The following is a 16021-nucleotide window of genomic DNA, read 5'->3' as shown; positions in this document are numbered from 1 at the left end:
CTGCTGCCGTCCGCCACTTATCGGGTCGGCATGCCTCCGTGGGGGCTGTTGACCACGATCGGCACAGACCCTTCGAGGAGGTAGGGATGCTCAGGGAAGTAGTCAACGTGGAGGTGACCGCCGTCCTCGGCGGTAGCCATAGCCCTCAGGTTGTCTGCCAAGATCGCCCTGGCACCGGGATCACCGCTGATCACCAGGACCTGCCGCGAAGCGTCGAGTTCGATCCGCACCCCGGTGATGGAAGCCTTCCTGGCTTCGATACCGGTCAAGGTGCCTCCGTCCCGCGATGAGGTGGATCCGATGAACCCGTCGCCCTCGGCCACTGCCTTTGCCAAGTCGGCCAGCTCCTCCGCTGACGCGGTGAGATCTACTTCGCCGAAGACTGGATCGAAAGCGAGTCGCACGAGCGGCACTCCTTCATGGTCGAACCTCCATGATGCTGTTGGTTTGTCCTGCCCCAGATAGCTGTGGGCAGGGCAAGGCTCTGACCTGTGGTGCCTTCAGATGATTGGGACACGACGGTGGTCAATGTCCCGCATAACCGTGGGCACGGTGATGGTTCGCCCGCGGAGCCAGCCAGCAGCGTTGGGGAATGCCCACCCACCGCGCACGCAGGACACGGAGGGGCCAGGTCACCATCGGGCGCGCAGCACGCCGTCGCTGTCGGGCAGAGCGGCATGGAAGAGCGGGGGATGTTCCTCGAAAAGGGGCAGCACGCAGGCCGCCCGCGCGCCCGCCACCAAGGTGGCGAGTTGTTGGTGGTCGGTCTCGTCAAGGGTGACGTGGCGGATCGTTGCGTCCGTTGCCTCCCAGACGAACTGCACGGGTTCGTCCTGGGGCAGCGCGGCGAGGACCGCGTCGACATCAGGGGTGAGGTCGGGCCAGATGGTCAGAAGCGCGCGTGTGCCTAGAGCGACGCGCACGGTGTCGAGGTTGTCCTCGGTGAGGCGGTGCCAACGGGCGGCGTTGCGGACGCATGTCTCTTCCAGAAGTAGCGCCTGCGATGAGGCCAGTGCTGCGCGTACTCGTTCCCAGAAGTCCTCGTCCGCGGCGTGTGTCACCTCTGGTTCCTCAAGGTCTGCGGCGTAGGGCGAGGCCGTGATCGGTTCTGCGAACAAGCCGACCTCGCGGGTCTGGGCGAGGGCTCCTTCGCAGGGCTGGTCGCTGCCGACGTACACGTACTGGTCAAACCCGACGTGCACGGTGAATGTGTCCCCACGCTCCAGTCTGCACCAGGCACCATTGTCTCGGAGCATGGCACGGACCAACTCCAGCGCGATGGGCACGGAGACCTCGGCCCCGTCGTAGTAGCCCGCGAGGTCGGGCGGGAACAGCCCAGCGAGGCCGTGTCCTTCAACCGGCGCCTCCAGGCCGAAGTTGACCAAGCCGGTGACCTGGGGCTCGCGGATCTCCAGCCGGTCGATACCCGAGTCCTGTGCGAAGGCGGCGATCACCTCCAAGTAAGCCGCTTCTACCGGCCCGTGGTCGCTCACCGTGTTCTCGGCGCCGTTGTAGCGGCCGTGCTCGTCGCAGTCGGCGGGGTTGTATTTGGTTATCTGGTGGACGAAGGACGGTGGCACGCTGCTCCCTGGGCGGTGGGAAGGAGGTGCCAGCGTAGTTCGTGGCAACCGCCTGCCGGGTGGCGCCTGCCGCGACCTCCACCGCCAGGCCCGTCGACAGGGGCGCGCACTTTTATCCCGCCGCTGTCACCGTCCGGGCTTACGCGCTGGTATCTCGGTCGACATCCGACAGTGGCTTCGTTCACTTCAAGCGACAGCGTTTGTCGATGGCTTGCGGCGGCAGTTGGTGTTCAGTGGCTGAGGGGTTGTCGACGAGTTTTGACGGCACGGCTGACGGCCGTGTCTGCTTTGGCTCTGGAGAGCCAAGGGATGAGGCATGGGATACTCGATCATGTCTGTGACTAACCCGTGGCTGGCTGGCCCGTCACCGAAGAAGCGGCTCGATCGCGAGCGTCTGGAAGAACGAATACTCAACCTGCTGTCGTCGCAGAACATGTGTGTGCTCGCGACGGCAGGGCCGGAAGGGCCGCTCGCGACGCCGGTGCGGTATTTCCACCTCGACTTCGCGGTGATGTTCAGCACGGCTCCCGGTTCTCCGAAGATGAGGAACCTCGGCGCCGACCCCCGGGTGTCGGTGGGGATCTTCGCTCCGCTGGTCGGGCAGGCCAGCAGTCGAGGGGCTCAGCTCTTCGGGCGAGCTCGTGTGCTGTCTGAGGACGATCCCGATTTCGAGCACTACTGGCCGGCATTCCGCTGGCAGTCCGACCATGTCGAGCGGTCGCGTTCTCTCGACGAACCCCAGTCGGGCCCTCTGGTCGTGATCGAGGCCGAGCGGATCGTCTATACCGAGCACTGGTTGCGGCGCGAGGGTTTGGCGCCGCGTCAGTTCTGGACTAAGCCGGGCCGGTAGTCCGGCAATTCTGATCGATTCTCGGGGCGGTCAGCCGGCCTTGGCGGGTTCCTCGGCCCGGGCTCGGGTACTGGCGAGGCGGTAGGAGTCGGTGCCGGTCTCGATGATGGTGCCGTTGAAGGTGAGGCGGTCGACGATGGCCGCGCAGAGCCGGGGATCGGTGAAGGTCTTGGTCCAGCCGCCGAACGACTCGTTCGAGGCGATGGCGACGCTGTTCTTCTCCTCGCGTTCGGTGAGCACCTGGAAGAGTTCTGCGCCGCGGCGGTCCAGTTCCATGTAGCCGAGCTCGTCGATGCAGAGCAGGTCGACGCGGCCGTAGCGGGCGATGGTCTTGTTCAGCTGCTTCTCGTCGGCCGCTTCGACCAGCTCGTTCACGAGCTTCGTGGCCAGCGTGTAGCGGACGCGGTAGCCCTTCATGGCCGCTTCGGTGCCCAGGGCGATGAGCATGTGGGACTTGCCCGTGCCCGAGTCACCGATCAGGCAGAGTGGCTGGCTCTTCTTGATCCATTCACAGCTGGCGAGGGTGTGGATGGTGGCGGCGTCGATGTTGGGGTTCGCGTCGAAGTCGAACGCCCGAAGCGACTTCTCCCGCGGGAATCCGGCCGCCTTGATCCGCCTCTCCGAACGTCGACGGGACCGGTCGTCACACTCGGTCATCAGCAGCTCAGCGAGGAAACCCCGATAGGTCATCTGGTCCTTCATCGCCCGGTCGGCAATGTCGGAGAACTCGTTGCGAATCGACGGCAGCCGCAGAAGACGACAGGCGCTGTCGATCGCGGCGTCGGCGGCCTGCTCGGTCAAGCCTCGCTGGCGGGGCAGGGTCACTGTGCTTCTCCCTCACGATGGTCGCCGTCGCTGGTGCGACGGCGTCGGAGCAATTGGTCATAAGGGGCCACCGAGGGCAGCGGCCTGGTGTCCGCAGGAAGGTGCGCGAGCCGCCACTCGTGCAGGGACGTCACCGTCGCCGACGTTTCGCCAGGAGCCCGCCGGTCCGCTGCGGGGGCGGGCTCGGTCTCCGCCTGGGCGGCTTTGCGGGCTTCCAGAGCGACCGCGTCTGCGGTCATCGCCCCGGCCCGCAGAGCCGCAGCCAGGCCGGCGACAACATGCTCATGGGGCAGATGACGCCCCAGCAGGAGAACCTCGATCAAAGCCCGGGTGCCGTCCCGCTCACCATGCATCTTGCGGGCCTGATCCCACCAAGCGTCGTGAACTGGGGTGAACCTGCCTGCCGAGCGAGCCTGTTCGAGAGCTGTGGAGCCAGGGAAGGCGCCGGGCTTGCGGACCAGGACTTCCAGATAGTGGTCCAGGTCCAAGCGGACGGCACCTTTCGCAATCAGCCGTTCATGCCGGGCCACTTCCACGTTCTGGTCGTAAATCACCAGATGAGAGGCGTGCAGCACGACGCGCACGCGTTTGCCAATCAGCCCGACCGGGACCGAGTAGCGATTGGTGCGGACCGGGATCTGGCCGTAGCGGTCGACCCGCGGGGTGAACAGTCGGCCCGTCTCGAACGGTTCCTCGGGCAGCGGCATCAGCAGCGGTTGTTCGAGTGCGAAGTACTCCGCGACCGTCTTGGGCCTGGCCCCGATGCGGCGGGCGTCGTCCTGCCGGTCCCACTGCTCGACCATCTCGTTCAGCTCGGCGAGCGAGGAGACCTCGGGGACAGGGACGAAGTGGTTACGGCGAAAATAGCCGATCATCCCTTCGACTCCGCCCTTCTCATGGGCGCCTTCGATGCCGGGTCGGCAGTAGAAGCTCTCGATGCCGAAATGCGAGCGGAAGGCGATCCACCGGTCGGCCTCGACTCTCCCCCGGCTCTGCCCCCAGCACCCTGGCGACGGCGGCCTTCAGGTTGTCGTAGCGGACCTTGGTGCGTGGGACCCCGCCCAGGGTCCGCAGTGCGTGGACGTGGCCTTCGAAGAACGCCTCTTGGCCGCAGGAGGCGAACACACGGTGGACGGCCTTGCCCGAATACGACAGCCGGAAGGAGAACAGATAGCAGGTCACCAGCTCGCCGCCCAGCCGCACAGTTACGTCACCGAAGTCGACCTCGGCTTCGTGACCGGGCAGGTGGGTCTGCGGGACGAATGCTTCCAGCGGCGCCTTGCCGGACTCGACCAGGATCTCCGGCTTCCGACCGGCGACGTAGTAGCGCACCACCCCGTAGGAGACGTCCGCCCCGTGCTCCTCGACCAGCCGGTGAAAGATCCGGGTGACCGTGTGCCGCTGCTTGCGCGGCGCGTCCAGATCCGCCCGCAGGATCTCGTCGATCACCGGCTTGTACGGGTCCAGCGTGGTGGCTCGGGGAGGCAGCTTCTTACGAGGCTCAGGCCAGGACGAGTCCTACGCCTTGCGTACCGTCCGCCACGTCACGCCGTGCTTGCGCTCAAGCTCCCGCATCGACATGCCGCCGCGATGGTCACGCCGGATCGCCGCGTACAGCTCGACCTTCGACATCTGCGTCATGACCAGGACCTTTCACCAGGAGCATCCCGATGCTGCCCGGGCAAGAACCCCAGCGCCTCCCGAACTCATCAACATCACCCGACCGTGGTTCTGGGCGCCTCCCAAACCAGTCGACAAGTGCCGTCGCTACTGCTCGATAAGGCCACTGCGGGCCAACTCGGCCTCTCGATCCCACCACACCCCTCCAGGAACTCACGCGGAGCAGCACTGGAGATAAGGCCCGCGAGCCCAACTTCTTCCCCTTCGCCCGCCAAGCAGGGTGAAGGCCCATGGCAGCCCGAAGGCAGCGGCGGCGGAGTTCATGCCGGGCGGGAGCCCCCGGCAGGCGTGACGGGGCGGCTGGCAAGATGTGGCGACAGCGAGGCATTCGAGACTGGGGAAAAGACATGACGGTGCAGGCTGTGGAGGCTCGAGAGGACCGGTGGTCCGGTTCCGGGCAGGCGCGGGGGCGCGGCGCCGGGTTGTGGGTCCTGCTGTTCACGGTGACGGCACTTGTTGCCGGGGCCACGGGAGTGGCGGGTACCTTGCTCTACCAGAGAATCACCGCTCCGGACACGTCCGCCGTCGACGCTCAGGCCGCCGAGCTCGCCCAGGACCTCCGTAGCGACCTAAATGCGGGCTTTTGGTCGCCAGGGCACACCTTCGGGGGCCAGTTTACCGAGGGTACGCTCGTCGCCCAGGTCGAGGCACACGGCGGAGCGCTGCTGAGCGCCGGCTCGGGGCAGGGACAGCCCGGCGGTCATGTCCACACGGCAAAGGTGATGTTGGGGCTGCTGCCACCCGGCACGGAGACCGTCGCCGCGGACGCCTATCCAGTCCGCTGCTACCGCTATACCTTCGGTTTCGGCGCACATAGCGTGAAACAGTCCACCATGGCTTGCCCCGCCTCGCGGACCGACAGCGAGCCCGGCAGCCTCGCGGCGCAGATGGGCGAGCTGCTCGCACGGCAGCCCACCGGGGCGTATGTGTACCGGCAAATGGCTACCGCAGGATATGCGCATACCCCGCAGGGCGCTGTGGACTTGCTGAAGGACAAGCGGTTGGTATCCGCCCGGGACACCGTGCGCGTGGTCTCCGGCAAGGCTGACGGCGGTGACGTCTACGTTCTCGCGCTGCACATCAACGGCGCCTGCCACTACCTGCGCATGGACTCCTCGTCTTCGGCATCGCGTCTGATACCACTGTGGCTCGCCCCGGCCGATGAGCAGGAGGCTTGTAGCGTGAAACAGGCCGTGGCCGCCGCCGCCCTGTCCGGGATTGACCCCGCAAAGGCGGGGTGACTACCCGCAGTCGAAGACTTAGCGGCGGCCAGCTCCACAGAGCCAAGGGACCCCGTGTGGACCACACCCCCGCGCGAGACCGGAGGTCGGTAGGTTGTAGCCGCTTCGCTCCGGGTGGGACGCTGCCTCATAGCAGCCGGTATCGCCATTGCTGACCGATCCGGCTAGAACTACGGATCAGAAGGTTTCCGACATCTACCACTGACATCAACGGCGCCGGACAGGGGCGTACATGAGCATCTCTGTCCGGTCGTCATGACGGCGGGACCTCGGGGCCACGTCGCCGACCGATCAAACTTACAAAGCAGGTGTCGGCGGTTCGAAACCGTCCGCGCCCACCAGCAGGAACCACGACAAAGGCTCAGGCCACCGGTACCGAGCCGGGAGCCTGGGCCTTCCTCGATTCTCTTCGATTCCGGCGGGCGGGTGGCATCGTCTCCACGGCTTGAGGCAGCGGCCATGGGGGTGCGCCCCATGGCCGCTCCCGCCCGAAGCCGTTCCGTCAACCGAGGGGGGCCCAGCCCATCTGCCTGTGGTGTGCGAGAGGCAGCTCGACCCACCCGTCTGGACCTGTCGGACTGTGCATGTGGTGCGGTCGCATGAGGCTGGAGGTCAAGCCCAAGGGCGGCCGGACATGATCGGCGGCGCCTTCCATGTCCGCATCCACCAGAAGGAGCGTGATCAGCGTGGCCCGGAACTGCCGTCTGATCCTGAGCTCGCCGTCCGAGGTTTGGCGTCTGCTGTCCGATGGCCACCGCTACGGGGAGTGGGTGACAGGAACCCAGCAGGTCCTTGCCGCAGACCCGCACTGGCCAGAAGTAGGCGCCCGCCTGAAAGTCCGAGTCGGTGCCGGGGCGCTGAATCTCGATGACACCTGCGTTGTCCGCATCTGCGAGCCCCACCACCGCCTGGAACTGGAAGCGAAGGCGGATCCCTTCGGTGCAGCCCGCATCGCCATGAACTTGATTCCCTGGGGCGAGAACACCTTCTTCACCCTCGACTGGCACCCCCTTCGGGGCCCCGGCACCCGGATGCACGGACTCCCCGTGGATTACCTCGTTGCGGTCCGCAACGGAATGATGCTGACGAAGCTGGCCCGGATCGCGGTGCGCGAACATGACGGGGCTGCTCGTGAGGCACCTTCCAACACCCGAGGCGGATGAGTGCTGGGCCAAGCTGCGAGCCGGCTGCCGACGCTCTCAACGTCGACGCGAGGCGCCGAGCTCACGGACTGCCACTGCCGTGCCGGAACGACCGACCACTGGCGGTCGGTCGAGGGCGGCATCGGGGCCGACGAGCGCCCTGCGGTCGTGATAGTGCCCAGGCAGGATGAGCTGCACGAGCGCCTCGGAGACCATCGCGCCTGAGTGCCCGCCGACGCCGGCCCACGGGGGAGATGGTCCTTGGGGTGGACATGTACCGGGACGCTCATGTGGCTGCCGTGCTCTCCCTGGTGGGGGAAGTGATCGGCACTGAACGTTCCCGGCCACCGCGGCCGGATACCGCGAACTGCACCAGTGGGCCGGCCGCCTGGGCACGGTGCGCCGGGCCGGGGTGGAGGGGACCGGTTCCTTCGGGGCATCCCTGTCCCGTTACCTGGTGGCCCTGGGCGTGGAAGTGCTGGACGTGAACCGGCCCGATGGGAGCGACCGCCGTCAGCGCGGCAAATCAAAGCTATCCGCACACCGCGCGGGTGCGTCCGGGAGTACAGCCGATCCCGGTCGAGGAATACCGGCAGACCGGGCGTGCCTGGAAGTACGGATAAGGACCCGATGGCGTCACCCGGACGTGGAGTGAGTTGTGCGGGTGTCGAAGGCGGGCTTCAGGGCCGCAGTGCGTAACAGCGGAGGACATCGAGGTCAGCGATCCGAACAATGGACCAGCCGGCGGTGAGGATCTCAGCCTCGGCGCCGGTGATCCCTAGGCGCTCCAGGCCGTTGGAGTCCTCGCGGCGGCCCTCGATCTCGGTGACGACCCAGAAGCAGCCGCCGGGTGCGAGTAGTTGGCGCATACGGTCGAGGAAGGCGGGCTTGTCGTCCATCCACCGGTAGACCAGGCGGCAGGTGATGGCTGCGTAGGCGAGGTCCGGCAGGGCGTTGAAGCCGTCGGCGGTGATGTCCGCGCACCGCCAAGTCGGGTTGGGGCCAGAGGTGGTGTCTTGGGATGCGGCAAGGGCGACGGCGCTGGGGGCGCAGTCGATGCCGGTGGTGCGGTAGCTGAGCTGGTGGTGGAGGTGCCGCGCGAGGGCGCCGTCGCCGCTCCCGATGTCGAGCGCAGGGCGTCCGTTGCCGGGGCCGAGGTGCTGGGCCAGCAGAGCGGTCTCGGCGGGGGCGAGCTGACGGTAGTAGCGGCCCTTCGACCACAGAGGTTCCCAGTAGGACCGCGGGGACTTGATCATGTGCGTCCTCCCTCGGGCCGGTAGGCATCGCGGTCCTGTTGCAGGTGCCACAGGTCCTGCATGAGACCGGCCTGGTTGATCAGCTGGTGGAAGCTGCCGTTCTGCACGACACGTCCCTTGTCCATCACCACGACTCGGTCGGCGACGGAGGTATTGGCGAGGTTGTGGGTGACCAGGACGACAGCCCGCTCGCCGGCCAGCTCTCGCAGCCCGGTGAAGATGCGGTGCTCGGCCCTGGCGTCGAGGTCGCTGGTGGGCTCGTCCATGACGAGCAGGCCCGCGTCGCGGTGGGCTGCCCGAGCCACAGCGATGCGTTGCCATTGACCTGGCGAGAGCGCCACTCCGCCCCACCACTCCCGAGCCAGCAGGGTATTCAGGCCGGACCGCAGGGTCGTAAGGACGTCGTCGGCGCCACTGGCCTCGGCTGCGCGCAGGACTGCTCGGTCCCCCTCCGGCCGCGGTTGGCCCAGCGTGATGTTCTCGCGCGCGCTCATGGGCCAACGGGCGAAGTCCTGCGGGACCACCGAGGTCTCCCGCCACATCGCGTGCGGATCTAGATCCGTGACGCTCACGCCATCCCAGGTTACGGTGCCGCTGGTGGCCAGGTTGAGTCCGGACAGCAGCTTCATCAGGGTGCTCTTGCCGGACCCGTTCTCTCCGATCACAGCCACGATCTCGCCCTGGCGGACGTCGAAGTCGACGGCGTGGAGGGTGTCCTGTGTGGCTTCCGGGTAGCGGAAGGTGACCTGGCGAAGAGCGATGTGCCTGGGCCTGCCAGGGACGAGGGTGCCTCGGTCCAGGCGCTGACCGGCGGCTTCGTTGACGAAGCGCTCCCAGTCGTCGAGGTACAGCCCGGTGCGGAGCAGGTCCCGGCCGTATCCGACGAGTCCTTGCAGCCCGGTGGCGGCAGAGCGCAGGGCGAACACGGCGGTGCCGGCTGCCGCGGCGGAGATCCGGCCGGATCCCAGCAGCAGGAGGACCGCGCCCCAAACGACCGCCGACCCGAGCCCCGTGGCAGCCGCCCCAACGAGAGTGACCTTGGCTCGTTTCCAGGTGGCGGTGTTGCTGGTGGCCTCCACACGTTCCGCGCTCGCCCGGTACTTCTTCAGAAGGTAGGGGGCCAGGGTGTCGGTGCGGACCTGGTCGGACTGGTCCTTGGCGATCAGGTGCCAGCGGAGCATGTACATCACACGACGGTCTTTGTGCGTGGCGACTGTCGCCAGGTAGGTGATGCGCTCGCCCCGGATGCCGGCGACGGCCTGCGGTACGGCGGCCAGCACGAGCAGCGGAAGCAGGAGGGGGTACAGGCTGGCCAGTACCCCGGCTGCCCCGAGGAGGGTGGCGAGGGAGGAGACGTAGTTCTGGGACTGGCCGACCATGTCACGGGTGACGTCGACGCCTCGCTCTGCGGCATCAAAGCGGTCGTTGAACCCCGGGTGATCGTAAGCCGCCTGCTCGGCGTTGGTGGCTGCCTCCAGCATCCGGAACTCCGCCTCGCGACTAATCCGCGGGGACAGCCGGTTGGACAGGGCCTGGATTGCGATGCCGAGCAGCGCCCGCAGGCCGGCCGTGCCGGCGAGAACGGACACGGCCGGAATCGCCCCGGTGAGCCGACTCGTGTCCTGAGCCGTCGCGATGAGCGCGGAGAACGCCTGGGTGGTGGCGAACAGGCCGAGTGCCCCCGACACCCCGGAGACGACTTGGCAGGCGAGCAGGACCGCTACTGTCCGGCCGTCGACCTCCCACGCCAGGGAGAAGGTCCGCCGAATCAGGGAGGGAAGTCGCCGGGCCATGCTGCGTCCGGTCAGCAGGTCGGCGGGTTCCAGGCTGTCCCCGCCCGGATGGTCGAACGTCAGGGTCTCTTCGACGAGGGGCGTCTTGGAGGCATCCTCCTGTTCACCGTTCTCGTCGTACAGCTTGCTCGTGGTGTCAGTCACAGGCACCCGAATCCTTTCTGAAGGGGAGTGCTACAGCTGGCGAGCTCGGCGGCGCTTGGTCTAACGACGGGACAGGTGGTTCGAACATGCTCGATTCCGGACGGACTGGAACCCTTGGAGAGCGCGGCCTCGGTCACGAAGGGCCTGCGCTGGGGGCATCTGTCGAGCACCCGACTTGGCCGAAACGACCACTGGACGGGACAGAGCCCGAATCGGGGCTGCCCCGCGTGTGAGGTCGTCAGTTGTTACGCCGGAGGAAGGCCGCTCCTGCCCCTCCTCCGACGTCGGCTTCATGAGCTGGCGGACCGCCCTGCCGCGCCACGTGTGAGGCACCCTCCCGCGTACTGGGTGAGGAGGCTCTCGGCTCGTGCAAGATCCTCCGGGGTGTCCACCGCTACGCCGTCGTCCAGGACAGGGGCCGAGGCGTACCTCGCCCGCCACCCGGACGAACGCGACTCCCTCACCCTGCTGTTCACCGCGCTCGCCGACGCCGACGACCCCACGAACCGCAAGACGTTCCCCGCCCACGTAACGTGCAGCGCCATCGTCATCAACGGCGCCCGGCGGCCGGCCCACTGGCTTCGACAGCGAGGGCTACAAGAAACGCAACACCGTCGAACGTGCCATCAATCGTCTCAACGGCTTCCGCGCCGTCGCCACCCGCCACGAGAAACGCGCCTACATCCACCTCGGCACCGTTACCCTCGCGGCCCTCTTCATCTGGCTCCGCACATGATCCAGGAAACCAGTGCCCAAATGGGCCAGGCGAAGTCGCCGGGGGTCATCTCCTCGTTGCGCCGGTATGACGGCACGTCGCTGCTGGCGTCGGTCACGGACACCGTCGCGCTGCCGCGTGCGACGTCGAGGCGGAAGCCGACGATGCCGCCGGCATGCCGCTGGGCGTTGGTCGCCAACTCCGGGACGACGAGCAGTAGATCCCCGATCCGGTGCTCGTCGACAGGCGGGGGTCGGCGAGCCGTCGTCCGGCGAACGCACGGGCCTCGGTGCACGTGCGTACCTGCCGGTCGTCCCTGGCGCAGCACGCACGAGGACGCGGATGCGCTGACGTTCGGAACCATGCCTCGCCCGGCGGCCGCATCAGGGTCCCCTTCGTCCCGTTTTTGCGTCATCGTTCCCCACCCGCCCTGTCCTGTCGCCGCGCTGACACCCCTGCGAGGCGGCGCGTTCCGTCTCTTGACAGGCCGTTGCCTGCAGCGGGACGGCTGAGGACGGCAAACGGAGGCGCGAGGTGACCGGGACGAGCCCGGTCCGCCACCGCCGCGGTGATGACCTGGGTGCTGGGGGTGGAGTTCTGCTGCCCTGCCGGGGATGCGCGACAGCCCCGGAACTGAGCTCAACTCACCTCGCTCGCCCGGCGGCGCAACCGCCGCTTCAGAGCGCGCCGTTCTTCCTCGCCCAGGCCGCCCCACACTCCCGTCAACTGACGGGAGTCGTCCATGGCCCATCGAAGACATGCCTCGCGCACGGGGCAGCGCCGGCATACCTCCTTCGCCTCCTCGGCCTGGATCAGAGCGGGGCCACTGGTCCCCACCGGGAAGAAGAGGTCGGGGTCGACGTTCTGACAGGCTGCGGATGCACGCCAGTTGTCCATCAGTCCTCCTGTGTTGTGAGCGTAGGACTCGCTCCTGCTCGGCTCACCGGTCGTCGGCAGTTGAAACGTCGCCACCTTCCATGGGCAGCGAGCCTGCTCCCGATACGACACTCCGGGACGGCGCTGCGCGTACTCCCGGACGGACGGGGTTCACCTCGCATTTCGCCCAGTTCAGCACCGGTGGTCTCGACGCGATCGCCGAAGCCGAGTCCCGTGCCCCTACATGGCAGGGACAGCCGTTGCTGGCCGACGGGTTCGGGCTGACCCAGGTCACGACCGCCGCCGCCCCGGCGCCGACGAACACCGGCACCAACTTCGTGATCACGGTGAAGTCCGCTGAAGTCCACGGCGAGCAGAACATCCGGATCATCCTGCCGAGCGACTATGCGGCCAACCCCGGCAAGCGCTGCCCGCTCCTGTACTTCCTGCACGGCTCACCGGACGACCCGTCCAGCGCCTTCCACGGCAAAGTAGCGCTCGGCCGCCGCCGGCGTACTGCATCCCGATTTCCACTGCCAAGCTGGCGACGGTGTCGAGCATCCGGTTCACAGCATCCCCGACCGCTTCCGGCCCCAACATCTGCACACGCTCGGCCGCCTGCCGCAATGGCCGTCTGTCCTCCTCCATGCCATCCACGACCGCGTCATGCGCGTCGGCCCAGTCGCTCATCCGGTCGATGTACGCCATCTGCTCCTCGTCTAGTAGGGCCTTGGCCAGGTCGCTTGTGGTGAGCGTTTCCTTTTGGCTCGGTGTTGCGTGGAGAGGGTGTGACTCCGGACGGGATTGCTGCTGTACGTGGCGAGTTGGAGGACTTCGCGGCGGAGGTTTTCGAGCCGTTCGCGAGGAACGACCAGCGTCGGTGGGGGCAGGTCTACCTGCGGGGCCTGCTCACGGACGGGCAGCGTAAGTCGGTCGAGCCGATGGCCGCCCGGCTGGGCGGCGACGGGAACCGTCAGGCCCTGGCCCCACTCATCACCACCAGCCCGGGGGATCCGGCGCATGTGCGCGCCCGGCTGGCCTGGAGGATGGAAAAGGCGATCCGGCCCACCGCGCTGGTCTTCGATGACACCGGGTTCCTCAAGGACGGCAATGCCTCGGCGTGTGCGTCGCGGCAGTACACCGGCACCGTGGGCAAGGCCACCAACTGCCAGGTGGGCGTCTTCCTGCACATGGCCTCGGATCATGCCTCGGCGGCGGATGACTGGCGGCTGTTCCTGCCCTAGACCTGGGCGCCCGGATCCGTGAAGGCGGATCCGGACAAGGTCGCCCGCCGCGCCGCCTGCGGTATCCCCGACGACATCGGGCATGTGGAGAAATGGCAGCTCGCGCTTGACATGCTCGATGAGACCCGCTCGTGGGCATCGAGGTGCCGCTGGCCATCGCGTATGCCGGATACGGCGATGCCGCGGCCTTCCGCCTCGGCCTACAGGCCCGCGGCCTCAACTACGGCGTGTCGGCCATCGGCAGAAGAGGCGTTCTCCTGGGCTGTCTGGGTCTCCCTCAGTCGCGAGAACTTCTCCCGCGCGGCGGACCTGTGGGGCCCCGGGCCGGGAGTCCGAGAAGCCGTACTTCAGCTGGCTCACCACCGACCTGCCGGTCTACTCGCCCACGACGCTCAACCTCAAGACCAACGTCCACACCCGCCCGGTTGGCCAGCGCCCCTTCGTCGAGCTCGAACCGACCATCCCCTCGCAGTCGAACAGCGCACGGGGATCACCCAGGACCGAGTACGGGAGATTGTCGCAGCCGTGCTCCACCCCGTCGGCGACGAGCGACCGTGACGGCAGACGCACGTATTCCGCTGACCCCTCAGGCTCCGGAAGGCCTGAGCGCAGAGCCCGGAACTTCGTCGAGGCGCACGGACTTCGCGTCCCGCACCCGGACATCCGGCCCCACGCGCATATATGGCTCAGGCACGGCATACCCGCAGTGGAGATCGATCGCGCCGTGGCATTCGGTGACCGCTGGGGTGGTATCGCCCTGCCGCCGGCCCCCGCGTACGAGGGCCTCGGGAAGCGCGCCGCCGGACTCATAGCACGCCTCCCGCCGCGTCATGGAACACCTCGGGCCAGTAGCGGTAGTCCTCCTCGCCTGTAGAGGGGAGGCAGGCGACGGGGTCCACCGACGAGAGAACCTCGACCATCGTGTCTGCGAGCTGGTGGTAGAAGTCCTGGGTGAAGCCGTGCTCATCGTTCAGCCGACGCTCCCGGCTGTACATCCACATCGTGAACGCCAGGGTGGATATGTCGGCGTTGACCGGAGTCGTCGTGTCGTCACCGTAGTGGTGGTACGAGAGGAACCCTGTACGGCCGTCGATCACGACTTCCAAGTCATGGATCAGGCTGCCCAGGCAGACCAGGTTGTCCGCGTCGGCCGGCATCCGGCCGGAGTCGTCGTCCGTGGTGATCGTGACCTCCGCAAGTGTCCGGAGCAGGGATTCGTCGCGCCACAGGCAGAACATGAGCTCCGCCGTCGGGAACCCGACCTCCGTGAGGAACCGACGAGTCGGCGCGTGGACCAGAGCCACTGGCAGCGCAGATGGTTCGACACGCACCATCTCTTCCGGGCCGAACTCCTCGTCCAACAGACCCGTCGGCAGGTCCAGCCGAAGGCCCCCGCCCGGTCCCGCGACCAGAGCCAGCGGTCGGATGACGGCTGCGATCCGCCAGATCGCAGGGAGGGAATGCTCCCAAGCGGACGCCGGGCCCGCGATGCCCCAGCCGTCGTCGCCCCAGTCCACGTCGGTGAAGACAGACATCAGCAGGGCCGATGCCTCCGCCACTACGTCGGTGCCGGTCCGCCCCGCCAACACGGCGAACCTGCCCCGCAGCAACCGGAGGTCGTCCACATGTCCGAGGAACCACGCCAGAGCATCGACGGATGGGGCGAGAGGGATCGGGTCGATCCGGCGGGGTGAGAGGTACATGCTGAAAACCCGGCCTGTGGCCCCGTCGAGGACGACTTCCTGGGCGTCGTGCTCCTCGCAGCGGAGGTGTCCGATCAGCAGCAGGTCCGCAATGTGCGGATCGAGCTTGTCTGGGTCGGCCCCCTCGGCGAGCAGATCCCGGACAGGCACCAGCCTGGCCTCGGCAAGCGGCCCGAACCGGATCACTGCGTGCTCCGCAGGCAGTCCGGGCCCGGTGAGGCGGCGGCGGGTCGCCTCGTGCGTGATGGACGCAGGCAGTACATGCGCGGGCACGATGATGCTGGTCGCGGACATGGATCCCCCGTGATTGTTGTGCCGTGACTCTCTTTACGGCCACGACGATAGGAGCCACCACTGACAACGGGTCAGCTCCAGGCTACGTACGCGACGAAGGGTCGCCGTTGCCGTACTTCTCCGGCAGGTGCACCCACTTTGATCCGGTTTGGAAGCTTCCACACGATCGCGGCGATCACTTCTCGGTGGTCCCTCCACCGGCCGCCTCGCTTCGGCCTACGGTCTGGGAGTAACGGCTCGATCCGCGCCCATTGCGCGTCAGCCAACGACACACCTGGACCAACGATCCGACGATCTGGAGGGAGCGGCTACGCGCTGCGGCCGTCAGCTTTCCCAACAGCTGCCCACCAGGCGACCACTCGGGTGGCCATCGCTTCCGGTCGCAGGCCAAGAGAATCGAGACCGAAGTGCTCCTCCACCTCGTGCCGCAGGAACTCACCGATTTCCGTCTCCTTGGCACCGCCACGGAGCCGCCGGAGCATGGGGGCGAGCATGCAGTCGTACTCGTCCTGCGAATCGTCGGCGACGCCGATCGGGTCCCACTCATTGAGCAGGTGCCGCAGATCGTTCGCAACAAATGGGCTCCAGGGCTGCATCGCCCCAGATTGCCACCTTGGAAACGCCCGCAGCACTCGCCCCCACGTTGATCCAAACGAGAGGCCCTAGCCCACTTCGAGG

The 16021-nt window shown here is 67.3% G+C and carries 13 protein-coding genes and 4 pseudogenes; 6 read left to right on the top strand and 11 right to left on the bottom strand.

Annotated elements, in window-relative coordinates:
* Positions 1-17 precede the first annotated feature (17 nt).
* Together ACFWBQ_RS11340 and ACFWBQ_RS11335 are read right to left on the bottom strand one after the other, a co-directional pair.
* Positions 18-404 (bottom strand): hypothetical protein, encoded by a 387-nt coding sequence (locus ACFWBQ_RS11340; RefSeq protein ID WP_385486573.1) that lies wholly within the window; start codon positions 402-404, stop codon positions 18-20.
* Positions 405-632: 228 nt separating this feature from the next.
* Positions 633-1580: an RNA-binding protein gene (locus ACFWBQ_RS11335; protein ID WP_385486571.1), complete on the bottom strand. Its 948-nt coding sequence runs from the start codon at positions 1578-1580 to the stop codon at positions 633-635.
* A gap of 316 nt (positions 1581-1896) precedes the next feature.
* Here ACFWBQ_RS11335 and ACFWBQ_RS11330 point away from each other — a divergent pair, with 316 nt between their 5' ends.
* Positions 1897-2430: a pyridoxamine 5'-phosphate oxidase family protein gene (locus tag ACFWBQ_RS11330; protein WP_385486569.1), complete on the top strand. Its 534-nt coding sequence runs from the start codon at positions 1897-1899 to the stop codon at positions 2428-2430.
* Positions 2431-2460: 30 nt separating this feature from the next.
* Here ACFWBQ_RS11330 and istB read toward each other — a convergent pair whose 3' ends face one another.
* Both istB and istA read right to left on the bottom strand, forming a co-directional pair.
* The gene (gene istB / locus ACFWBQ_RS11325; RefSeq protein WP_385486567.1) at positions 2461-3255 is read right to left on the bottom strand and encodes an IS21-like element helper ATPase IstB; all 795 of its coding nucleotides are present in this window, start codon (positions 3253-3255) and stop codon (positions 2461-2463) included.
* A pseudogene (gene istA, locus ACFWBQ_RS11320) lies at positions 3252-4887 on the bottom strand (IS21 family transposase). The gene istB and the pseudogene istA overlap by 4 nt, the downstream one beginning before the upstream one ends.
* A gap of 395 nt (positions 4888-5282) precedes the next feature.
* On the opposite strand from istA, the gene ACFWBQ_RS11315 reads away from it, so the two are divergent.
* Both ACFWBQ_RS11315 and ACFWBQ_RS11310 read left to right on the top strand, forming a co-directional pair.
* Positions 5283-6176, top strand: coding sequence for a hypothetical protein (locus ACFWBQ_RS11315; RefSeq protein WP_385486565.1), 894 nt, complete (start codon positions 5283-5285; stop codon positions 6174-6176).
* 686 nt (positions 6177-6862) lie between these two features.
* Positions 6863-7339, top strand: a complete 477-nt coding sequence (locus tag ACFWBQ_RS11310) for an SRPBCC family protein (RefSeq protein WP_385486563.1) — start codon at positions 6863-6865, stop codon at positions 7337-7339.
* A 659-nt stretch (positions 7340-7998) separates the two neighbouring features.
* Here ACFWBQ_RS11310 and ACFWBQ_RS11305 read toward each other — a convergent pair.
* The 4 genes from ACFWBQ_RS11305 to ACFWBQ_RS11290 all read right to left on the bottom strand — a co-directional run bounded on the left by ACFWBQ_RS11305 (position 7999) and on the right by ACFWBQ_RS11290 (position 12123).
* Positions 7999-8574, bottom strand: coding sequence for a class I SAM-dependent methyltransferase (locus tag ACFWBQ_RS11305; protein WP_385486561.1), 576 nt, complete (start codon positions 8572-8574; stop codon positions 7999-8001).
* The gene (locus ACFWBQ_RS11300; protein WP_385486559.1) at positions 8571-10511 is read right to left on the bottom strand and encodes an ATP-binding cassette domain-containing protein; all 1941 of its coding nucleotides are present in this window, start codon (positions 10509-10511) and stop codon (positions 8571-8573) included. The genes ACFWBQ_RS11305 and ACFWBQ_RS11300 overlap by 4 nt, the downstream gene beginning before the upstream one ends.
* Before the next feature lie 716 nt (positions 10512-11227).
* Positions 11228-11521: a hypothetical protein gene (locus ACFWBQ_RS11295; RefSeq protein ID WP_385486557.1), complete on the bottom strand. Its 294-nt coding sequence runs from the start codon at positions 11519-11521 to the stop codon at positions 11228-11230.
* Positions 11522-11865: 344 nt separating this feature from the next.
* Entirely contained in the window at positions 11866-12123 is a 258-nt protein-coding gene (locus tag ACFWBQ_RS11290; RefSeq protein WP_385486555.1) for a WhiB family transcriptional regulator, read from the bottom strand.
* Between the two features lie 767 nt (positions 12124-12890).
* Here ACFWBQ_RS11290 and ACFWBQ_RS11285 point away from each other — a divergent pair.
* From ACFWBQ_RS11285 to ACFWBQ_RS11275, 3 pseudogenes are all read left to right on the top strand, one after another.
* Positions 12891-13576, top strand: a pseudogene (locus ACFWBQ_RS11285) (IS701 family transposase); the annotation flags it as partial.
* Positions 13509-13778 (top strand): annotated as a pseudogene (locus tag ACFWBQ_RS11280) (hypothetical protein); the annotation flags it as partial. The pseudogenes ACFWBQ_RS11285 and ACFWBQ_RS11280, both read left to right, overlap by 68 nt.
* Positions 13711-14220, top strand: a pseudogene (locus tag ACFWBQ_RS11275) (DUF2199 domain-containing protein); the annotation flags it as partial. The pseudogenes ACFWBQ_RS11280 and ACFWBQ_RS11275, both read left to right, overlap by 68 nt.
* On the opposite strand, the gene ACFWBQ_RS11270 reads toward ACFWBQ_RS11275, so the two are convergent.
* The 3 genes from ACFWBQ_RS11270 to ACFWBQ_RS11260 all read right to left on the bottom strand — a co-directional run bounded on the left by ACFWBQ_RS11270 (position 14153) and on the right by ACFWBQ_RS11260 (position 15939).
* Positions 14153-15343: an SUKH-4 family immunity protein gene (locus ACFWBQ_RS11270; RefSeq protein WP_385486553.1), complete on the bottom strand. Its 1191-nt coding sequence runs from the start codon at positions 15341-15343 to the stop codon at positions 14153-14155. The pseudogene ACFWBQ_RS11275 and the gene ACFWBQ_RS11270 overlap by 68 nt on opposite strands.
* A gap of 71 nt (positions 15344-15414) precedes the next feature.
* Complete coding sequence (locus ACFWBQ_RS11265; protein ID WP_385486551.1) at positions 15415-15615, bottom strand: transposase; 201 nt, start codon at positions 15613-15615, stop codon at positions 15415-15417.
* A 36-nt stretch (positions 15616-15651) separates the two neighbouring features.
* Complete coding sequence (locus tag ACFWBQ_RS11260; protein ID WP_385486549.1) at positions 15652-15939, bottom strand: hypothetical protein; 288 nt, start codon at positions 15937-15939, stop codon at positions 15652-15654.
* Positions 15940-16021: the final 82 nt, after the last annotated feature.

This window comes from Streptomyces sp. NPDC060035 (assembly GCF_042736635.1).
Lineage (GTDB): Bacteria > Actinomycetota > Actinomycetes > Streptomycetales > Streptomycetaceae > Streptomyces.
Note: the sequence above shows the minus strand (reverse complement) of the source record. Positions and strands in the feature narration are given on the sequence as shown.